Origin of the sequence: Xanthobacter tagetidis (assembly GCF_003667445.1) — a bacterium.
In the GTDB taxonomy this organism is placed as follows: domain Bacteria; phylum Pseudomonadota; class Alphaproteobacteria; order Rhizobiales; family Xanthobacteraceae; genus Xanthobacter; species Xanthobacter tagetidis.
This window is the reverse complement of record NZ_RCTF01000012.1, coordinates 40,974-63,088: the sequence shown is the minus strand read 5'-3', so window position 1 is coordinate 63,088 and position 22,115 is coordinate 40,974. Positions and strand designations below refer to the sequence as shown.

Here is a 22,115-nt window from a genome sequence, read left to right as displayed (position 1 = left end):
TCGGGTACAAGTGGGTCGGGTACAGGTCGGTCGATCATCGGTCACCTCGCGAAATCAGGTGCCGAAGCCGACGGGTCCGCCGGACCCGCCGGCCCGGCTCGAAGGAAGGGAAAGTGTCGAAGGCCATGAAGGCCCCGGAACGCGACGATTTTGAGGCGGCGCTGGCCGCCGCGCGGCCGCGCGCGCCTGCGCCGTCCGCGACGCCGGAAGGCCGGCTGGGGCGGGTCCTCGGCGCGCTGAAGCTCGTCCCGCGCACCGTGCTGCGCCTGCCGATTCTCGCCTACCGCTATACGCTCTCCTCGTTCATGGGCCGGCAGTGCCGCTATCTGCCCACCTGCTCGGACTATGCCGACACCGCGATCCGCCGCCATGGCGCCTATGCCGGCTTCTTCATGGCCGCCGCCCGCATCTGCCGCTGCCACCCCTGGGGCGGGCACGGCTACGACCCGGTGCCGGAGCGCCTGCCCGCAGGCGGGCATGCGCTCGCGCCCTGGCGCTACGGCGTCTGGCGGATGCCGCCCGAAGGCGGCGCGGGCGAGGAGGGTGCGGGCGAGGACGGTGCGGACAAGGACGGCGGCAGGGCCGGCGCAGGCTGAGCTGCGGCCGTCGTCCTCAGGCAGGCCTTGGACGGCGTCGCGAGCGCCGTCCACACCGCCGCGATCTCGCGATCGTTGCTGCACAGGCCTCCCCCGCTTCCGGCCCACCCGCTTTTGCCCTCCGCGCTTTTGGCCTGGGCGCTCTTGGTCTGCTCGCGCAGATTGATCTGCACCGGCTTCGAGAGCCACCAGCTCATGGCGACGGCGCGGATGTCCTGGCGCTTCGGCTCGGGGGGACAGGTGCCGGCCAGCGTCTCCGGCGCCACCTTGATATGGGCCATGTGCGGCCCGCAGGTCGCGGCGAGGCGGGCGCCGAGAAAGGCCCGCGCGTCCGCCTGGGCAAGCCGGCCGCGCCCGCCCCGCACCGCGCTGACCGCGCCGAGCGGGCCGGCCACCTCGCCGAGCCACAGCGTGTCGGCGGCCTCCGGCTGGGCGGTGCCCTCGCCGGCGCCCGCCTCGCCCAGCGTCACCTGCGGATCATTGGAGATGACCAGGATGAAGGGCGCGAGCCCCGGCTCCAGCGCGACGATGGCCTTGGCGAGATCGAGCGCGCTCTCCACGCCGTAATTCTCGAAATAGCCGCCGTCGACGATGCGGTCGGCCACCTTGCTCTTTCGGCCTTGAATGGCGCCGGGCGGCGAGATCACCGGGAAGCGGGCGGAATTGCTCGCCGCGGTGGACAGCGCCACGTCCTTGCGTTCGGGAATGAGGGCGTGGAAGTCGAGCGCATGGGTGAAGATGGGGCAGCGCTCCGGCGGACCGCCGGTGAGGCAGGGCGCGGCGGCCATGGTGGGATCGAGGTCGGTGGTGACGATGCGCTGGCCGGTGTCCACCGAGGTGCCGTTGAGCACCAGGAACGGCACCCAGCTGGCCGCCGAGCGCGGCAGAGCGAGGAAGGGCTGCGCCAGCCGCTCGGCGGCCTTCTGGCCGTCGGGGCGCTGGGCGTCGGCGGCGGCCACGGCCGGCGCCTGCGACACGAGGTCGGCGAAGCGCGCTTCCCAGGCCTTTTCCAGCAGGGTGGCGCGGTCCTCCACCCAGAGCTGCACCTGGTCGTGGAAGGCGAGGCCGAAGAACACGGCGGTGAGATAATCCCCGGCGGTGAGCGCCTCCAGGCAGTCGCGCCAGGTGTTGATCTTCTCGCCGAACCAGTAGCCCTGCGCTTCGCGCGGGCACGGCACCGCCCCGCCCGGCGGCCCGGTCGCGGCGAGCGCGCCGGCGATCACCGCCGCCCCATAGGCGCTGCCCGAGACGCCCGATATGGCGAAGATGCGGTTGCGCACCTGGGCGCCGTTGAGCACGGGTTGGCCGTCTGCCTTGCCGGCGAGGCGGCCGTCGTCGAGCGGGGCGTGCACCGTCTTGGTCTGGTCGGCCTGGGTGTGGACCGAGCCCTTCCTGAACGTGTCCACATCCAGGAAGTGGCCGATGACGCTGGCGGTGAAGAAGCCGGCGCGGCTCGCGCCGCCGGCGCCGGCGACGATGACCGGGCGCGGGCAGTCCTGTGGCTTGCCCGCGCAGCCGTTGGCCTCCATCCACATGTCGAGGCCCTGGCGCAGGCTCGCCCGCGCGGGCGGCGCCGCGTCGCGCAGGCGCACCGCATGGTTGTCGCCGAACACGGCGACCCCGGCCACGCCGAGGGCGAACAGCGTCAGCAGGAAGGGGAAATGCAGGCGCCGGCCGAGCGCGGAGAAAAAGGACAGGAGCGGCACCCAGCCGCCGAACACCAGCGGCACGGCGGCGGCCAGCGGCAGCGCCCTGGCGAGGTCGACCGGGTTGGCCACCAACACCACGGCGACCCCCACCGCATAGATCAGCAGCGTGAGGCGCCCGGTGGCGTGGAGTTCACCCGCCGGATCGTCCGCGCGCGCGCCGAGACCGATGCGCCGGAAGACGCCGGCAACCCGCGGCGCAAGCCAGCGGTCGAGGTCGGCCAGCGGCCCGGACTTCACCATCCGCACCCGGACCGCCGCATAGGCGAAGAACGCCGGAACGCCGGCGAGCATCAGCCACGACACATAGCCGAGCTGCGCCCGCGCCGCCGCCACCACCGGCGTGTCGTCGATGGTGGGCAGGTTGGCGATCGCCTGCCGGGCGCCGATGGCGAACGCCACGAAGGTGAGCGCGCCCAGCACCCGCGGCACCAGGAGGATGACCCAGCCGAGCGCACCCGAGGCCGCGGCGGCCCGCGCCCCCGGCCCCGCCTTCGCCACAGGCGCGATCCGCGCCGCGAGCCCGCGATCGGTCTCCAGCAGCAGCCGGGCGGCATAGTGCACGGGCATGGCCCAGAACAGGAAGGTGGAGGCAAACAGCTGCACCAGCTCCCACGAGATCCAGGCCCGCTTGGCGAGCGGGGCGCCCGCCATCGCCACGTGCACCATCACGTCCTGCGCCTCGGTGATGGCGGCCATCAGGAGCAGGCCGGCGGCGACGCTCACCAGCGGAACGCGGACCACCCACAGGACCAGCGCGAAATCCAGGATCTCGCCCCATGCCTGCGCGAGGCGGGAGCCGGCCGGTTGCAGCGCCTTCGTCGTCACGGCTCACGCCTCCGCATTGGCAGGCAAGGGGATTCGGCATGCGGCCCGGCCGCAGATGCAACCATAGCATGCATTGAGGCCCCCGGGGAGCTTGGGCGGTCCCGGCGGGAACGGGCAGGACCCGGAGGGATTTTTTCGCGATCTTGTCGTCCCCTGCGCCCGCCGTTCGTCGTTATGGCAGGATGGCCGAAACCGGCCGCCCGTGCGAGCAGGAGACGAGACGATGCGCGTTATGGTTCTGGTCAAGGCCACCAAGGACAGCGAAGCGGGCCTAATGCCCTCGGCGGAATTGCTTGAAGCCATGGGCAAATTCAACGAAGCGCTGGTCGAGGCCGGCATCCTCGTGGCGGGCGACGGGCTGAAGCCCTCCGTGCAGGGCAAGCGGGTCGCCTTCGACGGGGCCTCCCGCATGGTCATCGACGGTCCGTTCGCCGAGACCAAGGAGCTGGTCGCCGGCTATTGGCTTTGGGAAGTCAAGGACTTGGACGAAGCGGTGGCGTGGGTGAAGCGCTGCCCCAACCCCATGCCCGGCCCGAGCGAGATCGAGATTCGCCCGCTCTACGAACTGGCCGACTTCGGCGATGCCGTCACCCCCGAAGTGCTGGAGAATGACCGCCGTCTGCGTGAGAAGATCGGCGGCGCCTGACCCCGCGCGCCCCAGGACCAGCCGGGGATTCGTGCGGTCTTTCATTCCCTTGGGTGAGAGCACAAAAGCCCGCCGGCCCGTTGCGCCGGGCTGGCGGCCGACCCATGTGAAGGGGAAAGGCGAGGTGCCGATGTTCCCCTTTTCCCATCGATCGTCCGGTCCCTCCGGCGAATGCGAGGCGGCACCCGAGCGAGAGGATGTGGAGCGCGCGGAACGAGCCGCGCCCGGCCGCAGCCAGCCGGCCGTGGGCATCGCGCTCGGCGGCGGCGCTGCCCGCGGCTTCGCCCATATCGGCGTGCTGCGGGTGCTGGAGAAGAACGGCATCCGCCCCCAGGTGGTGGCCGGCACCTCCATCGGGGCGGTGGTGGGCGGCATCTGGGCCGCCGGCAAGCTCGACCGGCTGGAGGACTGGGCGCGCAGCCTGACCAAGCGCAACGTGCTGGGATTGATGGACTTCGCGCTCGGCGGGCCAGGCCTGATCGCGGGCCGCCGGCTGGTCGAGCTGATGCGCCGCGACGTGGGCGACCTCGCCATCGACGATTTGCCGCTCACCTTCGCCGCCATCGCCACCGAGCTCGGCACAGGCCACGAGATCTGGCTCACCCGCGGCGACTTCGTGGAGGCGATCCGCGCCTCCTACGCATTGCCCGGCATCTTCACTCCGGTGAAGGTGGGCGGGCGCTGGCTGATGGACGGCGCGCTGGTGAACCCGATTCCCGTCTCGCCCACCCGGGCGCTGGGCGCGCGCATGGTGATCGCGGTGAACCTCAATGCCGACGTGTTCGGCCGCGGCACCGTGATCCAGGACCATGGCGGCGTGGTGGAGGACGCCGCCGAGGCGGTCATCACCGAGAAGAAGGAAGGCATCGCCGCCATGCTCAGCCCGGAGCGGCTGCGGCGGCAGTTCTTCGCCGGAAACGGCGTGCCTGACGGCCCGCGCGGCCTGTCCACGGTGATGATCGACGCCTTCAACATCATCCAGGACCGCATCGCCCGGTCGCGGCTCGCCGGCGACCCGCCGGACGTGACGCTCAACCCCAAGCTTGGGCGCATCGGCCTGTTCGACTTCCACCGGGCGGAGGAGGCTATCGCCGCCGGCGCCGAGGCGGCCGAGCGGTCGCTCGAAGACATCCGCGCCGCCATGGTGGCGCTGGGCTGATTTTCGGACGGAGACCGGGAAGACGGCGCCGCGGCGCCGTCAGGCCTTCTCCACCAGGGCCGCGCCCTCGCCGCGCCAGTGGCCGACGCAGGTCACGACGGCCCGCGCGACCGCACCGCCGCCGGCCTCCACGGGATCGCCCGCCAGCACCGGGAACAGTTCGCCCTGCGAGACCGCCAGGGCGGCCAGAGCCAGCCCGGCCGGGAACTGGGCCTCGAATCCGTGGCCGAGGCGGTTCGCCACCGCGCGCACCGGCAGGCCGCTGGCCTTCAGGGCCTCGGCCTCGGCCGGGGTCGCCGCGCGGCCGCCGGCGGCGCAGGAGAGCACCGCCGTGCCCGGCCCGGCTTCCGCCTTCTCCAGCAGCTCGGCCACCTTGCGCGTGGTCGCGCCCGGCTCGGATCGGCGCGCCCGCTCGGACCACACGCCCGAGAGCCGGGCGATGGGCGCCGCGCCCCGCGCCTTGGCATGGTCCGCCGATTCGAGCACCAGGAACGCGCCCATTGAGCCGGAGGGGATGCCCGGCGCCTCGGTCGAGAATACCGGCCGGAACGCGCCCTTCATGCAGAAGTCGTCGAGCACGTTGAGCAGCAGCGTGTCCTCGCGCTCGGCATTATAGGCGCCGCCCACGAGGCCGATCTCGCTCTGCCCGGAGGCAATGCGCGAGAAGGCGACCCGCACGGCGTCCACGCCCGAGCTTTCCTCGCCCATGAAGGTGCGCGAGGAGCCGGTGACGCCATGGACGATGGATATGTTGCCGGCCAGCAGGTTGGAAAGCTGCGCCAGCGACAGCGTCGGCCGCAGGTCCGACAGCAGGCGCTCGTTCAGCAGCCGGCCGGGATCGTTGGAGCTGGCGAGGTCGCTGAGGATGGAGGCGTCCACCGCCGCGTCGCGCTCGCCGCCGCCGGCGGCCACGACCATGTCGGTCTTCGACAGGATGTCGGGATTCTTGGCGATGCCCGCCGCGTCCAGCGCGAGGCCGGCCGCATAGGTGCCGATGCGCTGCCAGGGCTCCATCTGCCGCTGATCGCCCTTCTTGGGAATCTGGCGGTCATAGTCGAGCTTGACGATCGGGTGCACCACGTAGGGCGCGAACGTCTCCGCATCGGTGACGGGCGCCGCGCCGCCCATGAGGGCGCTCCAGTGCGCCTCAGGTCCCTCGCCGAGCGAGGAGACGAGGCCGATGCCGGTAATCCAGACGTCGCGCCGGGAGGCAGTCTCAGGCATCGGCATAGTCCGCAAGAGGGAAGCTCACATGCTCGGCCACCTTCAGCACCACGGCCTTCATCTTGCCCTCGGGCCAGGGCAGGACGCGGAAGGAGAGGTCGGCCGAGCAGATCTGCTTGCCGTCGAGCTTGGCCTCGGTCTTGGCCACCACATAGCCCGAGCCTTCGTGCTCGATTCGCGAATAGAGATCGAGATTGGCGCCCGGCAGCACGAAGGTGCGCAGCTTGGCCTCCTTCACCGAGGCGAGGAAGGGCATCCGCTCGAAGCGGTTGCGCGCCAGCACCAGCCAGCCCGTGGTCTGCGCCATGGCCTCGATCAGCAGCACGCCGGGCATGATCGGGTGGCCCGGGAAATGCCCCTCGAAGATGGAGCTTTCCTGAGGCACGAGGCCCTGGCAGTGGATGGTGTCGAGCGACGGGTCGATGGTGACGACCCGGTCGATCATCTTGAAGACTTCAGGGCGCATGGTCCCCGTCCGGCCTCAGGCCGACTTCGCAGCGACCAGCTCGTCGATGCGCGCGCAGAGGTTCTTGAGCACGAAATACTGCTCGGTGGTGGCCTTGCCGTCGTTGACCTCCTGGGTCCACTGCTCCAGCGGCAGCTTGATGCCGAAGGCCTTGTCGATGGCGAAGGCAATGTCCAGGAAGTCCAGGCTGTCGATGCCCAGATCGTCGATGGCGTGGCTCTCCGGCGTGATCGTGTCACGCGGAATGTCGCAGGTCTCCGCGATGATGTTGGCCACCGTGTCGAACGTCGAAGACATGGACTGACGCCTCTCGTGTGCTCGGCCGCTTCTGGGCGCGACCGGCTCGCGCGGATTTGCGAGGGCTGCGGCCATGGCCGAGGGTTCGGCCTGAAGGCCCCTTCGGATGAGTTGATGGCCCCTATAGCGAACGCCGCCGTAGGTTTCAATGGCCGGCCGCACAGGCGAGCCTCACACGTCGAGCGCGCGCTCCACCAAATGGCCGGCGCAGGGGCCGACATCATTGGTTCCGTAGGGCCCGCGCGGACGGCCGAGGCGGGTGGCCACAAAGGCCTCCGTGATCTCGGCGGGCGCCGCCTCGCTCATCGCGGCGGCAGCGGCGAGATGATAGAGCCGATGCGCCGCCCAGCGCGCCTGCGGCTCGCTGTCGGGACCTGCGAGCGCGGCGGCCACGTCGCTGGCGGCCGCCCGCGCCTCGGGAATGCCGTCGCAATCGCGCACCAGGCCGTCCAGGACCAGAGCGAGCGCATCGGGCTCCCGCTGGGCCGCGCGCACCAGATCGAGCGCCGTGACCGCGCCGGTGCCTTCCCAGATGGCGTTGACCGGCGCCTCCCGATAGAGGCGCGGCATGGCGCCGTCCTCCACATATCCGTTGCCGCCCAGCACCTCCATGGCCTCGAAGATGAAGCAGGGCGTGGCCTGGCACACGGCGAACTTCAGCGTCGGGGTGAGGATGCGCGCCCGCGCCGCCTCCTCCAGCCGCGCCTCGGTGTGGTCGAAGCTGCGGGCAAGGCGCAGGACCGCGGCGGTCGAGCCCTCCGCTTCCAGCGCGAGGTCAGCGAGCAGGCCGGCCATGGCGGGCAGGTCCGCCAGCCGGCGCTGGAACATCGTGCGGTGGCGCGCGTGGTGCACGGCGAGGGTAAGCGCCATGCGCATGAGCCCGGCGGAGGCGACGGCGCAGTCGAGCCGGGTCAGCTGCACCATCTCGAGGATGGTGCGCACGCCGCGCCCCTCCTCCCCGACCCGCCAGGCGAAGGCGCGGTCGAACTCGACCTCGGCCGAGGCGTTGGAGCGGTTGCCGAGCTTCTTCTTCAGCCGCAGCAGCTTGAGGTCGTTGACCGAGCCGTCGGGCCGGAAGCGCGGCAGCAGGAAGCAGGTCAGCCCCTGATTGGCCTGGGCGAGCACCAGGAAGGCGTCGCTCATGGGCGCCGAGAAGAACCACTTGTGGCCGGTGATCTCGTATTCGTCGCCGCCGATCTGCTTGGCCCCGGACTGGTTGGAGCGCAGGTCGGTGCCGCCCTGGCGCTCGGTCATGCCCATGCCGACGGTCACGCCGGCCTTCTCCCAGAACGGCAGGAAGCGCCCGTCATAGGTGCGCGAGCGGATGCGCGGCAGCCAGTCGCGCAGCAGATTGGGGGCTGCGGCGAGGGCGGCGGGCGCGGCATGGGTCATGGTGAGGGGGCACACATGGCCCGCCTCCACCTGGGTGGTGATGTAGAGCTGCGCAGCCCTGCGGCCATGTGCGCTGCGGCCGGCCACGTCCCACCCCGAGCAGTGGAGGCCGGCCGAATAGCTCTGCGCCATCAGCGCGTGATAGGCCGGGTGGAACTCCACGATGTCGCAGCGCCGGCCCTGCGGATCGTGGCTGTGGAGCTCGGGCACATGCTCATTGGCGAGCCGGCCGAGCGCCAGCTGGTCGCCGGCGCCCCATTCCGCGCCGAACGCGGACAGGGCCTCCACCGCGCCATCGGCGGCCGCGCTATCCATCAGCGGCCGGTCGATATCCGCCAGATTGATGTCGACCGGCGGCGGCGACTGGTTGAACGTTTCCTCCACGTTCCGAAGCGCGAGCATGGCACGTCCCCGTGGCCGCGCTCCTTACGGGCGCGATCTTGATGCCTTGCGATCTTGAACTGCGTGCTCGCCAGGCGCCGAGCCGGACTTGATCTGCGATCGCGCCATAGTGGTGCTGACAATTCCATAAAAATGCAAGAACTTCGGTCGGCAGCGCTGGGTTGCATTCGGCCATGTCCCCAGCCGGAATTGCGACAGCCACGATGGCCGGGCGACGCAGACCACACCCGGCTCCGGTCGTTGAGGCCAATGTTTGGTCAGCTCACCAGATCAGATCGCGCCCTGGAAGGTATTGCATTGCTGCATGTTTCCGGACTTCAGCCCCCGGGTGAACCAGCTGACCCGCTGCTGCGAGCTGCCATGGGTGAAGCTGTCCGGCACGGCGAAACCCTGGGACTGCTTCTGCAACCGGTCGTCGCCGATGGCGCTGGCGGCGCCCAGGGCCTCCTCAACGTCGCCCGGCGCAAGGATGCGGAAGCGGGCATTGGCGTGATAGGCCCACACCCCCGCGAGGCAGTCGGCCATCAGCTCCACCCGCACCGAGAGCGCGTTCGCCTCGGCGCGCGAGGAGGCCCGCGCCTGCGCCTGCTGCACCTTGGGCAGGATGCCGATCAGGTTCTGCACGTGGTGGCCGACCTCGTGGGCGATGACATAGGCGGCTGCGAAGTCACCGGGCGCGTTGAACTTGCGCTTCATCTCATTGAAGAAGGAGAGGTCCAGATAGACCTTCTGGTCGAGCGGGCAATAGAACGGCCCCATGGCCGACTGGGCGCCGCCGCAGGCCGAGCGCGTGGCGCCCGAGAACAGCACCAGCTTCGGGTCCTGGTAGGTCTTGCCGTCGGCACGGAAGATGTCGGACCACACGTCCTCGGTCTGGGCCAGCACGGCCGAGGCGAAGCGCCCCATCTCGTCGGTGGGCTTGCTGGGCTGGCTCTGGCGCGAGGGCGGCGGCGCGCTCTGCTGCTGGCTGCCGCCGAGGCCGTTCAGCGCCTCCAGGCCGCCGATCAGCACGACCGGGTTGATGCCGAGCGCCCAGCCGATGAGGCCGACGACGATGATGGTGCCGATCCCGAGGCCGCCCCGCCCGCCCGGCATCTGGAAGCCGCCGCCCCCGCCGCCGCGCCGGTCCTCCACATTGTCGCTGGAGCGGAAATCGTCCCACCGCATGCCACTTCTCCCGCGCGCGTCTGCCGGTCCGCCCCGGCGCGCCTCGGCGCAAGAATGCACAGGTTCATGGCGAAATCCACGCCGATCGCCGACAGGCGCGACGGCGGCGCGCGGGTGTTCGCCGGCCGGTGGCGGGCTGCTGCGCCAACGAAAAAGGCCCGCGCAAGCGGGCCTCGTCCGGACTGTCACGCTCTCAGGCTGCGTCCGGCATCACCGCCCCCGTGGGGCGGCAGGCCGGCAACCGCGATCCGTCGCCGATCAGCGGGCGGGGCGCGGCTTGGACGGGATGAGGCCTTCGCGCTGGGCGCGCTTGCGGGCCAGCTTGCGGGCGCGGCGGATGGCCTCCGCGGCCTCGCGGGCGCGCTTCTCGGACGGCTTCTCGTAGTGGCCACGCAGCTTCATCTCGCGGAAGATCCCCTCGCGCTGCATCTTCTTCTTGAGCGCCTTGAGGGCCTGATCGACATTGTTGTCGCGGACGAGAACTTGCACGTGTTGCCTCTTCGAGCTGTTGCGCCGAGCCGTGAGCTGACCTGATATGAAACGATCCGGAAGCGACAGGACGGCTGTGAAGCCGCGCGCATCCCATCCGGAAGAGCCGCTCTCTTATCAGACGGTACAGCGGATGTCCACACGCCACTTCCACGCCGGAAGGCGCCAAAGCCGTTGTGCCGGCTCACTTCCCTCCGACCCCGCTCAGGCGGGGTCCTCGACGGCGTAGCGCGCGCTCCACGGCGCGGGCGCCGCGGCGAAGCGCCGGGGCTGCGGGTTCGGCGGCTGGGGCGAGGACGCAGGTGCCGGCACCTGAGCCGATGCCGGCTGTGCCGCGGTCGCGATCGGATGCCTGCCAGGCAGAGGCGACTGCGGCGAGGACGACCAAGGCGAGGGAGCCCCCTGCAACGGCGAGGACGGCGCCCGCTTCTGTGCCCCGCGACACAGGGCGTCCAGTTCGTTGCGGATCGGCGAGTCGGCGAAGCAGTCCGCGGCGGCGCGGATGCCCTCCATGAAACGCAGCTCGATGGCGATGAGGCGCCAGCTGCAGAAACGGCCGGAGCGGGCCAGTTGCCGCGCAAGATCGCGGACTTGCTCGAATGTCAGTTCTTCACCCATCGGCGTCCCCCGGCCGTATGGTAAAAACATACATCCACTTTATGACGATTCGAATTCATCCGTCACGCGATGATTCGCGCGCAGTCGGAGTTGTGCACAACCCAAATTCGGTTCTCTGCCCTCTGCGCCCCTGCGACACCGGACTTTCTCCCGGATGCCGTTTGGCCTAGAAAGCAGCTCCGCGTCCCCGGCCGCGATGAGCTGTTCCAGATCCTTGATCAGGCGCGCTTTATCGGCCCCCTGCCATGCGGGCTTCAGGCCGGCCGCGCGCCATTGCCACAGAAGGCCTTTCTCATGCCCGACGCCCTCGAACTGCTGCGCACCCGCCGGTCCTCCCGCGTCATCGACCTGAAGGCGCCGGGCCCGTCCGCGCAGGACCTCGACACCATCCTGACCATCGCCGCGCGGGTGCCGGACCACGGCAAGCTCGCGCCCTGGCGCTTCATCGTGCTGGAAGGCGAGGGCCGCGCGCGCGCCGGCGCGGCGATCGCGGCGGTGTTCGCCGCCCGCAACCCGCAGGCGGAGGCAAAGCGCATCGAGGAGGAGCACGGCCGCTTCCTGCGCGCCCCCGTGGTGGTGGCCGTGGTCTCGCGCGCCGCCCCGCACGTGAAGATCCCGGAATGGGAGCAGGTGATGTCGTCGGCCGCGTGCTGCCAGAACATGCTGCTGGCCGCCGCCGCGCTCGGCTACGGCGCCACCTGGATCAGCGAATGGCCGGCCACCGACGCGGACGCGCGCGCGGCGCTGGGGCTCGACGCGCACGAGCGCATCACCGGCTTCGTCTATCTCGGCAGCGTCGATCAGGCGCTGGAGGACCGGCCGCGCCCGGCGCTGCCGGACATCGTCACGCGCTTCTGACCGGGCGCTTCGCGCCGGCGGGGGGTTTTTCCAGCGGCTTTTCCATCGGCTTGGCGCAGTGGCAGCCCGCCACGTGGTCGTCCACCAGGCCGCAGGCCTGCATGGCCGCATAGACGATGGTGGGACCGCAGAACTTGAAGCCCGCCGCCTTCAGCCGCTTGGAGAGGGTCCGGGACTGCTCGGTCTCGGCCGGGATGTCGGCCATGCGGCGCGGGCGGTTGAAGCGGGTCTCCCCGTCCACCGCGTCCCACATGAAGTCCGAGAACGCGACGCCCTTCTCGCGCAGGTCGAGAAAAGCGCGGGCGGAGAGCACGGTGCCCTCCACCTTGGAGCGGTTGCGCACGATGCCGGCGTCCGCCATCAGCGCCGCGACTTTCTCGGGGCCGTAGCGGGCGATCACCTCCGGCTCGAAGCCGTCGAAGGCGCGGCGGAAATTGTCCCGCTTGCGCAGGATGGTGATCCAGGCGAGCCCGGCCTGGAAGCCGTCCAGCACCAGCTTCTCGAACAAGGCGCGGCTGTCGCGCTCCGGCACGCCCCATTCGGTGTCGTGATAGGCGACATAGAGCGGGTCGGTGCCGCACCAGCGGCAGCGCATCCGGCCGTCCGCATGGAGCGGGGCGTCCTCGGTGGGCTTTGTCACGGGTTCTGCGGTCCTTTTGCCGGTCTCATTCGGCGTCCATGGCGAAGGTGGCCCATTGCGGCCGGCGCAGCTTCACCTCGTGGCCGCCAGCCACCAGCGGAATGCCGGCGGCCTTGGCGTCCGCGGCACGGTCGAGCCGCACCAAGGCGATGGCCGTTCCCTCCGCGGCCGAGCCGACGCGGCCGACGGTCTTCTCGCCGGCCATGATCTCGCTGCCCGGCGCGGCGGCGGCATCCAGCAGCGCCTGCACCGCGCGGGTGCGGGCCGTGCCGCGGTGCTGCATGCGCGACACCACCTCCTGGCCCACATAGCACCCCTTCTTGAAGTCCACCCCGCCGAGCTGGTCCATGTCCGCCTCGTGGGGGAAGGCGTCGCCATAGGCGAAGTCCGGCCCGCCCTTCGGGATGCCGAGGGCGATGCGGTGCGCCTCGTAGGCGGAGGCATCGCCGGAGAGCGCGGCGACGTCCGCTACGGGCAGGATCAGCCGGCCGCCGAGCGCCGGCAGGCGGGGATCGGGAAACAGCCGGCCCTGCGGCGCCGCGCCGTCGCCGAACACCGCCGCCACGGCGAGGTCGGCCGCCGCCTCGCACGTCACCTGGGCGCGCAGCTTGTAGAAGCCGAGCCGCTTCAGCAGGTCGGCGGCCTGGCTCTGCGGCGCGTCCAGCAGGAAGCTGTCGCCGCCTTCGTCATAGAGCAGGAAATCGGCGATGATCTTGCCCTGTGGGAACAGCAGCGCGCCGTAGCGCGCGCCGCCTTCGGGCAGATCGGCGACGTTGCACGTGAGGATATTGTGCAGGAAGTGCCGCGCATCGGGGCCATGGACACGAATGAGCGCACGATCAGTCAAATGAACGACGGGCATGGGACCGTCCTTGTCAGAAATAAAAACTCATCATAAAGCCCGCTGCGCCCTGCCCTCAAGAGCGAGACCCGCGCCATGGCCCAGACCTTCGACCTGCTCATCAAGGGCGGCACCGTGGCGACGCCGGCCGGCATCGGCGGCGCCGACATCGGCGTTTCCGGTGGGCGGATCCGCGCCATCGGCGACCTCTCGCGCGCCGACGCGGGCAGTGTGGTGGACGCGCGCGGCCTCCACGTCCTGCCGGGCGTGATCGACACCCAGGTGCATTTCCGCGAGCCGGGCCTCGACCACAAGGAGGACCTGGAGACCGGCTCGTGCGCCGCCGTCATGGGCGGGGTGACGGGCGTGTTCGAGATGCCGAACACCATCCCGCAGACCACCACCGCCGCGGCGCTGGAAGACAAGGTGAAGCGCGCCACCGCGCGCATGCATTGCGACTTTGCCTTCTATGTGGGCGGCACGCACGACAACGTGAACGACCTGCCGGAGCTGGAGCGCCTGCCGGGCGCCGCCGGCATCAAGGTGTTCATCGGCTCCTCCACCGGCTCGCTGCTGGTGGCGGACGATCCGGGCGTGAAGGCGATCCTGAAGGTGATCCGCCGCCGCGCCGCCTTCCATTGCGAGGACGAGCCACGCCTGCTGGAGCGCAAGGGCCTGCGGGTGCCGGGCGATGCCTCCTCGCATCCGGTCTGGCGCGACGAGGTGGCGGCGCTCACCGCCACCAAGCGCCTGGTTGCGCTCGCCCGCGAGACCGGGGCGCGGGTGCACGTGCTGCACGTGACGTCGGCGGAGGAGATGGACTTCCTGGCGAGCGCCAAGGACGTCGCCTCGGTGGAGGTGACGCCGCACCACCTCACCATGGCCGCGCCCGACTGCTACGACCGCCTCGGCACGCTCGCCCAGATGAACCCGCCGGTGCGCGGCGAGCGCCATCGCACGGGGCTCTGGGCCGGCATCGCCAACGGCGTCGTCGACGTGCTCGGCTCCGACCACGCGCCCCACACGCTGGAGGAGAAGGCCAAGCCCTATCCCGACAGCCCCTCGGGCATGACCGGGGTGCAGACCCTGGTGCCGCTGATGCTCGACCATGTGGCGGCGGGCCGCCTGACGCTGGAGCGCTTCGTCGACCTCACCAGCGCGGGGCCGGCGCGGCTGTTCGGAACTGCCCTCAAGGGCCGCATCGCGGTCGGCTACGATGCCGACTTCACGGTGGTGGACCTGAAGAAGCGCGCCACCATCACCAATGGCTGGATCGCCTCGCGCGCAAAGTGGACGCCCTATGACGGCGTGGAGGTCACCGGCTGGCCGGTGGGCACCTTCGTGCGCGGCGCCCGGGTGATGTGGGATGGCGCGCTCACCGCCCCCTCCACCGGCGCGCCGATCCGCTTCCTGGAGACGCTGGCGGGCCGCTGATCGGCACCGGGCAGGTCCGGGCCTCGCCCCCTGCCTGCTGATCCCACATGGCCGTCAAGCTCCGGCTTGACCGGAGCATCCGCGCGCCCGGCCGCAGTATGGGCCCTCCGGTCAAGCCGGAGGGCAACGGCGGGGGCGGGGGCGACGGCGGTGAGAGGGGCGACGGCGGCGACGAGGGACGGCGGCAGCGTCGGAACGCCGTTGGACGAGCCCAGCCGCACCCGCCCAACCACCGTCATGCCCCGGCTTGTCCGGGGCATCCACCTTGCGGTTTGCACAGAGCCTCGATCCAGAGCGCCGGCAAGCCCGCGGCGTGGAGCCCCCGGACAAGCCGGGGGATGACGGCGGTGAAGCACCGGGGATACCGCCCAAAACCGCCGTCATGCTCCGACTTGATCGGAGCATCCATGCCACCTCCCCGCCGCGCGCCCGGCCGCAATATGGGCCCTCCGGTCAAGCCGGAGGGCGACGGCGGGGGGGCGACGACGGTGGCAGGAGCACCAGCGGCACGGCGGGCCGCCGCGCCCTCAGCCGCCGGCCTTGCGGGCGGCGGCCATGCAGTCCTGGACGGCGCCGAACATCTGGCCGGCGTCATTCATCTGCCAGAAGACGGTCTTGCCGGCGAGCGTCGCCGACATGCGCCCGCCCATCTTCATGGCCTCCAGCGTCCCGGCGTCCAGGAAGAAGCGTTCGCGCACTCCGGGCGCCTGCGCGACCGTGGAAACGGGCTGCGACGCGCGGCCGATCTCCAGCATGCCGGTGAGCTTGGTGCCCTTCGGGAAGGCCATGTCCGGCACGCTGATGGCCCAGCGGTTGTTCGGATAGAAGATGACGTTGACCTGATTGGCGCCGGTGCCCGTGACGCCGCGGCACAGGAAGAACTTGCCGTCCTGGAACACCGTCTCCACCCGCCACTGGCCGACGGTGCGGAAGGGGGTCGCGATCTGCTTGCCGGGGCTGGCGGCCGGGGCGGCCGGCGTCGACACGCCGCCGCCGGCCTTCAGCGCGGCGGCGAGGCAGTCCTCCACCGCGCCGGTGGCTTGGCCGGCGTCGTTCATCTGCCACGAGACGGTCTTGCCGCCGAGCGTCACCGACATGCGGCCGCCCTGCTTCATGGCCTCGAAGGTGCCGGCGTCGAGGAAGAAGCGTTCGCGCAGGCCCGGCGCCTGCGCGACGGTGGAGATGGGCTGCGAGGCGCGGCCGATCTCCAGCATGCCCGTGAGCTTGGTGCCCTGCGGGAAGTTCATGTCGGGCACGCTGATGGCCCAGCGCTGGTTCGGATACTTGATGACGTTGGCCTGGTTGGCGCCGGTGCCGGTGACGGCGCGGCACAAAGTGAGCTTGCCGTCGTCATAGACGGTCTCGATGCGCCACTGGCCCACCGTGCGGAACGGCGTCGCGGTCTGCTTCGCCTCCGCCAGTCCGGCGCCCGCGATCAGCACCGCGCCTGCAATCAATCCGCCGACGACCCGCCCCAGATGTCCGACCATGCTGGCCTCCCGCGCGCGCCCGCGCCGCCGGCGCGACACGCCGCGCCGGCGCCTGAGGAAGCCCAGGCGCGGCCTTCCGTCAAGCGCCGCAAGGGAAGGGGGATAAGGCCGAGGTTTCGCGCCGCGGGCGCTTTTCGTTTCGACGCGCCCAGCGCACTGTCGCGCCATGCACGAGCCCGCGCCGCCGCCCCTTCAGCCGCAGACAGAAGCTCCTGTCCGCGCGCCCACCCGCGCAGTGGTGGGCTGGATCCTGTTCGATCCCGCCTGCCAGCCTTATTTCACGCTCATCACCACCTTCATCTTCGCGCCCTATTTCGCCTCGGCCGTGGCGGCGACGCCGGCCGAAGGCCAGGCGCTGTGGGGCTTCGCCACCGGGGCGGCGGGGCTGGTGATCGCGCTGTGCTCGCCCTTCCTCGGCGCGGTGGCGGATGCGGCGGGGCGGCGCAAGCCGTGGATCGCGGCGTTCGGCGCCATGCTGGTGCTGGGGTCGTCGCTGCTGTGGTTCGCTGAGCCGGGCAACGGGGCCCGCATCCCCCTGATCCTCGCCGCCTTCGCCATCGGCACCATCGGCGCCGAGTTCGCCGCCGTGTTCAACAATTCCATCATGCCAACTTTGGTGCCGCCGGAGCGGCTCGGCCGGCTCTCGGGCACGGGATGGGCGGCGGGCTATTTCGGCGGCCTGGTCTCGCTGGCGCTGATGCTCGCCTTCTTCTCGACCCAGCCGACCACCGGCCTCACGCTGCTGGGCCTGCCGCCGGCGCTCGGGCTCGACGCCGCGGCGCGCGAGGGCGACCGGTTCGCGGGGCCGTTCACCGCGCTCTGGTTCCTGGTGCTGGTGATGCCCATGTTCCTGTTCGTCCCGGACGCACCGAAGGCGATGCCGCTCAAGGCGGCTATGCGGACCGCGGTGGCGGAGATGCGCGCCATGCTGCCGAAGCTGAAGGTGCGCCCCGCGCTCGCGCGCTTCCTCCTCGCCAACATGGTCTATGCGGACGGCCTCGTGGCGCTGTTCGCCTTCGGCGGCATCTATGCCGCGGGCACGTTCGGCTGGGGCTCCATCGAGATCGGCATCTTCGGCATCCTGCTCACCGTCACCGGCACGCTCGGCGCGTTCGCCGGCGGGCGGCTCGACGATGCGTTCGGCGCGCGCGCCGTGATCCTCGGCGCGCTCATGGTGCTGATCCTCGCCTCCATCGGCATCCTGTCGCTGGAGAAGGACGCGCTGTTCTTCGGCCTCCTGCCCACGGCGCCGGCGGAAGGGCTGTTCGCCACCTGGCCGGAGAAGGCCTATGTGGGCATCGGCCTGTTCATCGGCCTGGTGGCGGGGCCGCTCCAGGCGGCCTCGCGCACCCTGCTGGTCCGCCTCGCGCCGGCGGAGAACCTCTCCGAATGCTTCGGGCTGTTCGCCCTTTCGGGGAAGATCACCTCGTTCGCCGCGCCCACCTCGGTGGCGGTGGTGACGGCGCTCACCGCCAGCCAGCGGGCCGGCGTGGCGGTGCTGGTCGTCTTCTTCACCCTCGGCGCGGTGCTGATCGCCGGGGTGCGGGGCGCGCCTCAGCCGGGAAGGCGCGCGTCATAGGCCTTGGCCAGCGGGTCGAGCACGGTCCAGAAGGGGGAGCGGGGCGTCCCCTCCAGCACCTCGGACAGCAGGTGCAGGTGGGCGTGCCAGCCGCCCGAGACGCTCAGCATGGCGGCGCGGTCGGCGAGGCGGCGGTGGGTGAGCACCATGCGCACCTGGTCGCCGTCGGGCGTCAGCTCGATCAGCACCTCGGAGGCCGGCCGGCCCTCCTTGTCGAGCCCGAAGGTGAAGCCGAGCCGGCGCTCCGGCTCCCAGGCCGTGACGCGGCCCGCAAGGGGCTGCGTGCCGCCGTGGCAGGCATAGGGGCCGGTGGCGGGCACCGGCGGATCGCCCAGCGTGTCGTTCTCGAACGTGAGCGCGACGGCGCCGCCCACGAACGGCTCCATGGTGCCGGCGGCGAGCCACTTGGCGCGCAGGTCCGACTGGGTGAGGTGGCTCCAGACCCGCGCCAGCGGGCCCTTCAGGCGCCGCTCGAAGCGGACGGCGCCCGCCTCGGTCACGACGCCCATCTGGGCTTCGGCGGCTTGGAGGGCGGGGGCGGGGCTGTCGGGCCCGGCTGCGGGAGCGCGGGCATAGGCGGTGCTGCTCATGGATTCGTCTCCGTGTCGTCGTCGGGGGTGTCGTCCGGTGCGTCGAGCGCAGCCGCGAGAGCGTCGAGGCGCGTGCTCCAGAACCGCCGCGTGCGGGCAATCCACGCCTCCATCCCGTCGAGGCCGTCGGGATCGAGGCTGTAGATGCGCCGCTGGCCCTCGCCGCGCACCCGCACCAGCCCCGCCTGACGCAGGGTCTTCAGGTGCTGGGAGATGGCCGGCGCGCTCAGGGAGAACACGGCGACGATGTCCCCTGCCGCCATCTCGCCCCGGGCGAGGCGTTCGACGATGGCGCGGCGGGTGGGGTCGGCGAGGGCTGCGAAGCTGTCCATGTCCATATATTTTCGATTTGACTTAATTAAGTAAATACAAAAATAAAGCCCCCGCCTTGCCCCGGCGCGGGCAGTGGAGGAAGGATGGCCGCCGATGCGCGCCGCTGGGCGCCAGGGCCAGGAGGGGCCTGCCATGACGCTCCGTTCCATCCGCTTCGATCCCCGGCCCAAGGTAGACCCGGCCGCCGCCACCACGGTCCACGAATGGTACCAGGACCGGACCGGCGCCTTTTCCGCCGGCTTCTGGGCCTCGCAGGCCACCGAGATCGCCGTGAACTACGAGGAGGACGAGTTCTGCGTGCTGCTCGAAGGCACCGTGGAGCTGACCGACGCCTCCGGACACACGGAGACCTACGAGGCCGGCGCCTCCTTCGTTATCCCGGCGGGCTTCACCGGCACCTGGAAGAGCGTGACGCCGGTGCGCAAGTTCTACGTGGTGCATCTGGCGGCGGAGGCCCCGGCGGCCTGACGCCCCTGCGGAACCTTCCCGACGCGCGGCGTGTTGCCCTTCCGAGATTTGCCCTGGAAGGGAGAGCGCCATGTCGATCCGCCTCCAGATCGCCGCCATGCTGTTCATGATGATCCAGGCGGTGCTGTTCTTCGCCGGAACCCTGTTCCTGCTGCTGTCGCCCTTGTCGCAGGAGGCGATGGCGCTGATGCCATGGGTGGTGGTGGGCACCGCGCTCCTGTCGCTGCCTTTGTCCTGGGCGCTCGCGCCTCGGCTGCGCGCCCGCACGTGGCGGCGCGAGGGCACCATGGAGGTGCTGAAGTGACCGCCTGAGGGGGGAGCCCGCCGCCCGGCCCGGCGAAATCCACCGCCAAGCTCGCAATCGTGCCGTCTCGGTGCCATTTTGTTCCGCAAGAGAATCATCTGGCCCGAGACCTGACCCTTTGACATCGCCTCCTTATCCGCGCCGCCCAGAGGCCGCGCCTGAGCTTCCCGGCCTGAAGCCCGGCGGCATCGCCGCGCGGGCGCGCGCCGCCATGACGCCTTCCGCGCCGGACGCGGCTTATCTCACCGGCCTCAATCCCGAGCAGCGCGAGGCGGTGGAGACGCTCGACGGCCCCCTTCTGGTGCTGGCCGGCGCCGGCACCGGAAAGACGCGCGTGCTGACCGCCCGCGTCGCCCACATCCTTGCCACCGGCCGCGCCTTCCCCTCCCAGATTCTCGTGGTGACCTTCACCAACAAGGCCGCGCGGGAGATGAAGGAGCGCATCCACGCCATGGTGGGCGACCAGATCGAGGGGATGCCCTGGCTCGGCACCTTCCATTCCATCGGCGTGCGCATCCTCCGGCGCCATCACGAGCTGGTGGGGCTGAAGAGCGGTTTCACCATCCTCGACACGGACGACCAGATCCGTCTGCTCAAGCAGCTGCTCGCCGCCGAGAACATCGACGAGAAGCGCTGGCCGGCGCGGCTTCTCGCCTCCACCATCGACGGCTGGAAGAATCGCGGCCTGTCGCCGAAGGACGTTCCGCCCGGCGAGGGCGCCGTGTTCGCCAACGGCAAGGGCGGAATGCTCTATGCCGCCTACCAGGCGCGGCTGAAGGCGCTGAACGCGGTGGATTTCGGCGACCTGCTGCTGGAAGGCATCCGCCTGTTCCGCGAGAACCCGGACGTGCTCGCGGAATACCACCGCCGGTTCAAGTATCTGCTGGTGGACGAGTATCAGGACACCAACGTTGCCCAGTATCTTTGGCTGCGCCTGCTCGCCCAGGGCTCGAAGAACGTCTGCTGCGTCGGCGACGACGACCAGTCCATCTATGGCTGGCGCGGCGCCGAGGTGGACAACATCCTGCGCTTCGAGAGCGACTTCCCCGGCGCCAAGGTGATCCGGCTGGAGCGCAACTACCGCTCCACCGGCCACATCCTCGCCTCCGCCGCCCACCTCATCGCCCACAATGAGGGGCGGCTCGGCAAGACGCTGTTCTCCGAGGGCGAGGAAGGCGAGCACGTCACCGTCACCGGCGCGTGGGACAGCGGCGAGGAGGCGCGCGCGGTCGGCGAGGAGATCGAGGCGCTGCAGCGCGCCGGCCACAAGCTCTCCGAGATCGCCATCCTGGTGCGCGCCTCGTTCCAGATGCGCGAGTTCGAGGACCGCTTCGTCACGCTCGGCCTGCCCTACCGGGTCATCGGCGGCCCGCGCTTCTACGAGCGGGCGGAAATCCGCGATGCGCTGGCCTATCTGCGCTGCGTGAACTCGCCCGCCGACGACCTCGCCTTCGAGCGCATCGTCAACGTGCCGAAGCGCGGCATCGGCGACGCCACCGTCAAGCAGGTGCACGACGTCGCCCGCGCCGCCGGCGTGCCGCTGCAGGAGGCAGCGCGCGTGCTCACCCAGAGCGAGGAACTCAAACCCAAGGTGCGCGCAACCATGCGCGGCCTGATCGAGGCGTTCGACCGCTGGCGCGAGCAGTCGCGCACCCTCTCCCACACTGAGCTGGCGGAGATCGTGCTCGACGAGAGCGGCTATACCGAGATGTGGCAGAAGGACCGCTCGGCCGAGGCGGCGGGCCGGCTCGAAAACCTCAAGGAGTTGGTGCGCTCCATGGAGCCGTTCGAGAACCTCGCCGGCTTCCTGGAACACATCTCCCTCGTCATGGACACCGACAACGGCGCCGGCGAGGACGCGGTACAGGTGATGACGCTCCATTCCGCCAAGGGGCTGGAGTTCGACACCGTCTTCCTGCCCGGCTGGGAGGAGGGCCTATTCCCGCACCAGCGGGCGCTGGACGAGCAGGGCAAGGCTGGCCTGGAGGAAGAACGGCGGCTCGCTTACGTGGGCATCACGCGTGCCCGCGCCTCGGCCCGCATCTGGTTCGCCTCCAACCGGCGCATTCACGGCATGTGGAATTCCACCGTTCCCTCGCGCTTCCTCGACGAATTGCCAGATGCCCATGTACGGGTGGAGGAGAGCCGAGGCGGCGTGGGCTGGGGCGGCTCCGCCTATGGCGGAGGCTATGGGGGCGGCAGCTATGGCCAGAGCCGGTTCGACCGGGCCGAGCCGTTCGCGGCCTCGTCCTATTCGACCCCCGGCTGGCAGCGGGCGCAGGGCCAGCGCAGCCGCGAGGGCGGCGGCTCCCGCTCCGGCTTCTCCGAGCGCCCAGGCGGGCGCTTCGACGCCGGCGCGGCCGGGCGGCGCGGCGGGCCGACGGTGATCGAGGGCACGCTGGTGGCCTCCTCCACCGGCGCGCCGTCGACCTTCCGCACCGGCGAGCGGGTGTTCCACATCAAGTTCGGCTACGGCGAGATCACCGGCATCGACGGCAACAAGCTCACGGTGCAGTTCGACAAGGCCGGCGAGAAGAGGGTGCTCGAAGCCTTTGTCGAGCGGGTGTAAACCGACCGGGCCGGCCAGT

General features: G+C 70.8%; 22 protein-coding genes. 9 read left to right on the top strand and 13 right to left on the bottom strand.

Annotated elements, in window-relative coordinates:
• Positions 1 to 113: 113 nt before the first annotated feature.
• Positions 114 to 596 carry a membrane protein insertion efficiency factor YidD gene (gene yidD, locus D9R14_RS23555; protein WP_342634790.1) on the top strand — a complete coding sequence of 161 codons (483 nt, stop codon included), beginning with the start codon at positions 114 to 116 and terminating at the stop codon, positions 594 to 596.
• On the opposite strand, the gene D9R14_RS14830 is transcribed toward yidD, so the two are convergent.
• Complete coding sequence (locus tag D9R14_RS14830) at positions 497 to 3,130, bottom strand: hypothetical protein (RefSeq protein WP_121624118.1); 2,634 nt, start codon at positions 3,128 to 3,130, stop codon at positions 497 to 499. The two genes, yidD and D9R14_RS14830, sit on opposite strands and share 100 nt — an antisense overlap.
• A 223-nt stretch (positions 3,131 to 3,353) precedes the next feature.
• Here D9R14_RS14830 and D9R14_RS14825 point away from each other — a divergent pair, with 223 nt between their 5' ends.
• Together D9R14_RS14825 and D9R14_RS14820 are read left to right on the top strand one after the other, a co-directional pair.
• On the top strand, positions 3,354 to 3,776 hold the full coding sequence (locus D9R14_RS14825; RefSeq protein WP_121624117.1) for a YciI family protein: 423 nt from the start codon (positions 3,354 to 3,356) through the stop codon (positions 3,774 to 3,776).
• Positions 3,777 to 3,906: 130 nt separating this feature from the next.
• Positions 3,907 to 4,935: a patatin-like phospholipase family protein gene (locus tag D9R14_RS14820; protein WP_121624116.1), complete on the top strand. Its 1,029-nt coding sequence runs from the start codon at positions 3,907 to 3,909 to the stop codon at positions 4,933 to 4,935.
• A gap of 39 nt (positions 4,936 to 4,974) precedes the next feature.
• On the opposite strand, the gene D9R14_RS14815 is transcribed toward D9R14_RS14820, so the two are convergent.
• The 7 genes from D9R14_RS14815 to D9R14_RS14785 all read right to left on the bottom strand — a co-directional run bounded on the left by D9R14_RS14815 (position 4,975) and on the right by D9R14_RS14785 (position 10,990).
• Complete coding sequence (locus tag D9R14_RS14815; RefSeq protein WP_121624199.1) at positions 4,975 to 6,159, bottom strand: beta-ketoacyl-ACP synthase; 1,185 nt, start codon at positions 6,157 to 6,159, stop codon at positions 4,975 to 4,977.
• Positions 6,152 to 6,625, bottom strand: a complete 474-nt coding sequence (locus D9R14_RS14810; protein WP_121624115.1) for a 3-hydroxyacyl-ACP dehydratase FabZ family protein — start codon at positions 6,623 to 6,625, stop codon at positions 6,152 to 6,154. Before D9R14_RS14810 ends, D9R14_RS14815 begins: the two co-directional genes overlap by 8 nt.
• Before the next feature lie 15 nt (positions 6,626 to 6,640).
• Positions 6,641 to 6,922, bottom strand: a complete 282-nt coding sequence (locus tag D9R14_RS14805) for an acyl carrier protein (RefSeq protein ID WP_121624114.1) — start codon at positions 6,920 to 6,922, stop codon at positions 6,641 to 6,643.
• A gap of 171 nt (positions 6,923 to 7,093) precedes the next feature.
• Positions 7,094 to 8,716, bottom strand: coding sequence for an acyl-CoA dehydrogenase family protein (locus D9R14_RS14800; protein WP_121624113.1), 1,623 nt, complete (start codon positions 8,714 to 8,716; stop codon positions 7,094 to 7,096).
• A 270-nt stretch (positions 8,717 to 8,986) separates the two neighbouring features.
• The gene (ypfJ, locus tag D9R14_RS14795) at positions 8,987 to 9,883 is read right to left on the bottom strand and encodes a KPN_02809 family neutral zinc metallopeptidase (protein WP_121624112.1); all 897 of its coding nucleotides are present in this window, start codon (positions 9,881 to 9,883) and stop codon (positions 8,987 to 8,989) included.
• A gap of 258 nt (positions 9,884 to 10,141) precedes the next feature.
• Positions 10,142 to 10,372, bottom strand: coding sequence for a 30S ribosomal protein S21 (gene rpsU / locus D9R14_RS14790; RefSeq protein ID WP_121624111.1), 231 nt, complete (start codon positions 10,370 to 10,372; stop codon positions 10,142 to 10,144).
• Between the two features lie 204 nt (positions 10,373 to 10,576).
• The gene (locus D9R14_RS14785; protein ID WP_121624110.1) at positions 10,577 to 10,990 is read right to left on the bottom strand and encodes a hypothetical protein; all 414 of its coding nucleotides are present in this window, start codon (positions 10,988 to 10,990) and stop codon (positions 10,577 to 10,579) included.
• Positions 10,991 to 11,284: 294 nt separating this feature from the next.
• On the opposite strand from D9R14_RS14785, the gene D9R14_RS14780 reads away from it, so the two are divergent.
• Positions 11,285 to 11,848 (top strand): nitroreductase family protein, encoded by a 564-nt coding sequence (locus tag D9R14_RS14780; RefSeq protein ID WP_121624109.1) that lies wholly within the window; start codon positions 11,285 to 11,287, stop codon positions 11,846 to 11,848.
• Here the strand turns inward: D9R14_RS14780 and D9R14_RS14775 are convergent.
• Positions 11,835 to 12,443: a DNA-3-methyladenine glycosylase I gene (locus D9R14_RS14775; protein ID WP_121624108.1), complete on the bottom strand. Its 609-nt coding sequence runs from the start codon at positions 12,441 to 12,443 to the stop codon at positions 11,835 to 11,837. The genes D9R14_RS14780 and D9R14_RS14775 overlap by 14 nt on opposite strands.
• Positions 12,444 to 12,513: 70 nt before the next feature.
• Entirely contained in the window at positions 12,514 to 13,350 is an 837-nt protein-coding gene (gene ygfZ / locus D9R14_RS14770) for a CAF17-like 4Fe-4S cluster assembly/insertion protein YgfZ (RefSeq protein ID WP_121624107.1), read from the bottom strand.
• 75 nt (positions 13,351 to 13,425) lie between these two features.
• Here ygfZ and D9R14_RS14765 point away from each other — a divergent pair, with 75 nt between their 5' ends.
• Positions 13,426 to 14,763, top strand: coding sequence for a dihydroorotase (locus D9R14_RS14765; RefSeq protein ID WP_121624106.1), 1,338 nt, complete (start codon positions 13,426 to 13,428; stop codon positions 14,761 to 14,763).
• A gap of 527 nt (positions 14,764 to 15,290) precedes the next feature.
• Here the strand turns inward: D9R14_RS14765 and D9R14_RS14760 are convergent.
• Positions 15,291 to 16,253 (bottom strand): hypothetical protein, encoded by a 963-nt coding sequence (locus tag D9R14_RS14760; RefSeq protein WP_121624105.1) that lies wholly within the window; start codon positions 16,251 to 16,253, stop codon positions 15,291 to 15,293.
• A 166-nt stretch (positions 16,254 to 16,419) separates the two neighbouring features.
• On the opposite strand from D9R14_RS14760, the gene D9R14_RS14755 reads away from it, so the two are divergent.
• A complete protein-coding gene (locus tag D9R14_RS14755; protein ID WP_121624104.1) occupies positions 16,420 to 17,832 on the top strand; it encodes an MFS transporter in 1,413 nt (470 codons plus the stop codon).
• Here the strand turns inward: D9R14_RS14755 and D9R14_RS14750 are convergent.
• Positions 17,808 to 18,422, bottom strand: a complete 615-nt coding sequence (locus tag D9R14_RS14750; protein ID WP_245420817.1) for an SRPBCC family protein — start codon at positions 18,420 to 18,422, stop codon at positions 17,808 to 17,810. The genes D9R14_RS14755 and D9R14_RS14750 overlap by 25 nt on opposite strands.
• Positions 18,419 to 18,754: an ArsR/SmtB family transcription factor gene (locus tag D9R14_RS14745; protein WP_121624197.1), complete on the bottom strand. Its 336-nt coding sequence runs from the start codon at positions 18,752 to 18,754 to the stop codon at positions 18,419 to 18,421. The genes D9R14_RS14750 and D9R14_RS14745 overlap by 4 nt, the downstream gene beginning before the upstream one ends.
• 133 nt (positions 18,755 to 18,887) lie before the next feature.
• On the opposite strand from D9R14_RS14745, the gene D9R14_RS14740 reads away from it, so the two are divergent.
• The 3 genes from D9R14_RS14740 (at position 18,888) to D9R14_RS14730 (ending at position 22,096) form a co-directional block, all read left to right on the top strand.
• Positions 18,888 to 19,223 carry a cupin domain-containing protein gene (locus D9R14_RS14740; RefSeq protein WP_170168626.1) on the top strand — a complete coding sequence of 112 codons (336 nt, stop codon included), beginning with the start codon at positions 18,888 to 18,890 and terminating at the stop codon, positions 19,221 to 19,223.
• Positions 19,224 to 19,293: 70 nt separating this feature from the next.
• Positions 19,294 to 19,527 carry a hypothetical protein gene (locus D9R14_RS14735; protein ID WP_121624102.1) on the top strand — a complete coding sequence of 78 codons (234 nt, stop codon included), beginning with the start codon at positions 19,294 to 19,296 and terminating at the stop codon, positions 19,525 to 19,527.
• Positions 19,528 to 19,645: 118 nt separating this feature from the next.
• Positions 19,646 to 22,096, top strand: coding sequence for an ATP-dependent helicase (locus tag D9R14_RS14730; RefSeq protein WP_121624101.1), 2,451 nt, complete (start codon positions 19,646 to 19,648; stop codon positions 22,094 to 22,096).
• Positions 22,097 to 22,115: the final 19 nt, after the last annotated feature.

Bases quoted from the DNA above. Each gene is read 5' to 3' on its own strand.
- D9R14_RS14825 (WP_121624117.1), top strand. From the start codon at position 3,354: ATGCGCGTTATGGTTCTGGTCAAGGCCACCAAGGACAGCGAAGCGGGC.
- D9R14_RS14820 (WP_121624116.1), top strand. From the start codon at position 3,907: ATGTTCCCCTTTTCCCATCGATCGTCCGGTCCCTCCGGCGAATGCGAG.
- D9R14_RS14815 (WP_121624199.1), bottom strand. From the start codon at position 6,159: ATGCCTGAGACTGCCTCCCGGCGCGACGTCTGGATTACCGGCATCGGC.
- D9R14_RS14810 (WP_121624115.1), bottom strand. From the start codon at position 6,625: ATGCGCCCTGAAGTCTTCAAGATGATCGACCGGGTCGTCACCATCGAC.
- D9R14_RS14805 (WP_121624114.1), bottom strand. From the start codon at position 6,922: ATGTCTTCGACGTTCGACACGGTGGCCAACATCATCGCGGAGACCTGC.
- D9R14_RS14800 (WP_121624113.1), bottom strand. From the start codon at position 8,716: ATGCTCGCGCTTCGGAACGTGGAGGAAACGTTCAACCAGTCGCCGCCG.
- ypfJ (WP_121624112.1), bottom strand. From the start codon at position 9,883: ATGCGGTGGGACGATTTCCGCTCCAGCGACAATGTGGAGGACCGGCGC.
- D9R14_RS14785 (WP_121624110.1), bottom strand. From the start codon at position 10,990: ATGGGTGAAGAACTGACATTCGAGCAAGTCCGCGATCTTGCGCGGCAA.
- D9R14_RS14780 (WP_121624109.1), top strand. From the start codon at position 11,285: ATGCCCGACGCCCTCGAACTGCTGCGCACCCGCCGGTCCTCCCGCGTC.
- D9R14_RS14775 (WP_121624108.1), bottom strand. From the start codon at position 12,443: ATGCGCTGCCGCTGGTGCGGCACCGACCCGCTCTATGTCGCCTATCAC.
- ygfZ (WP_121624107.1), bottom strand. From the start codon at position 13,350: ATGCCCGTCGTTCATTTGACTGATCGTGCGCTCATTCGTGTCCATGGC.
- D9R14_RS14765 (WP_121624106.1), top strand. From the start codon at position 13,426: ATGGCCCAGACCTTCGACCTGCTCATCAAGGGCGGCACCGTGGCGACG.
- D9R14_RS14760 (WP_121624105.1), bottom strand. From the start codon at position 16,253: ATGGTCGGACATCTGGGGCGGGTCGTCGGCGGATTGATTGCAGGCGCG.
- D9R14_RS14755 (WP_121624104.1), top strand. From the start codon at position 16,420: ATGCACGAGCCCGCGCCGCCGCCCCTTCAGCCGCAGACAGAAGCTCCT.
- D9R14_RS14750 (WP_245420817.1), bottom strand. From the start codon at position 18,422: ATGAGCAGCACCGCCTATGCCCGCGCTCCCGCAGCCGGGCCCGACAGC.
- D9R14_RS14745 (WP_121624197.1), bottom strand. From the start codon at position 18,754: ATGGACAGCTTCGCAGCCCTCGCCGACCCCACCCGCCGCGCCATCGTC.
- D9R14_RS14740 (WP_170168626.1), top strand. From the start codon at position 18,888: ATGACGCTCCGTTCCATCCGCTTCGATCCCCGGCCCAAGGTAGACCCG.
- D9R14_RS14735 (WP_121624102.1), top strand. From the start codon at position 19,294: ATGTCGATCCGCCTCCAGATCGCCGCCATGCTGTTCATGATGATCCAG.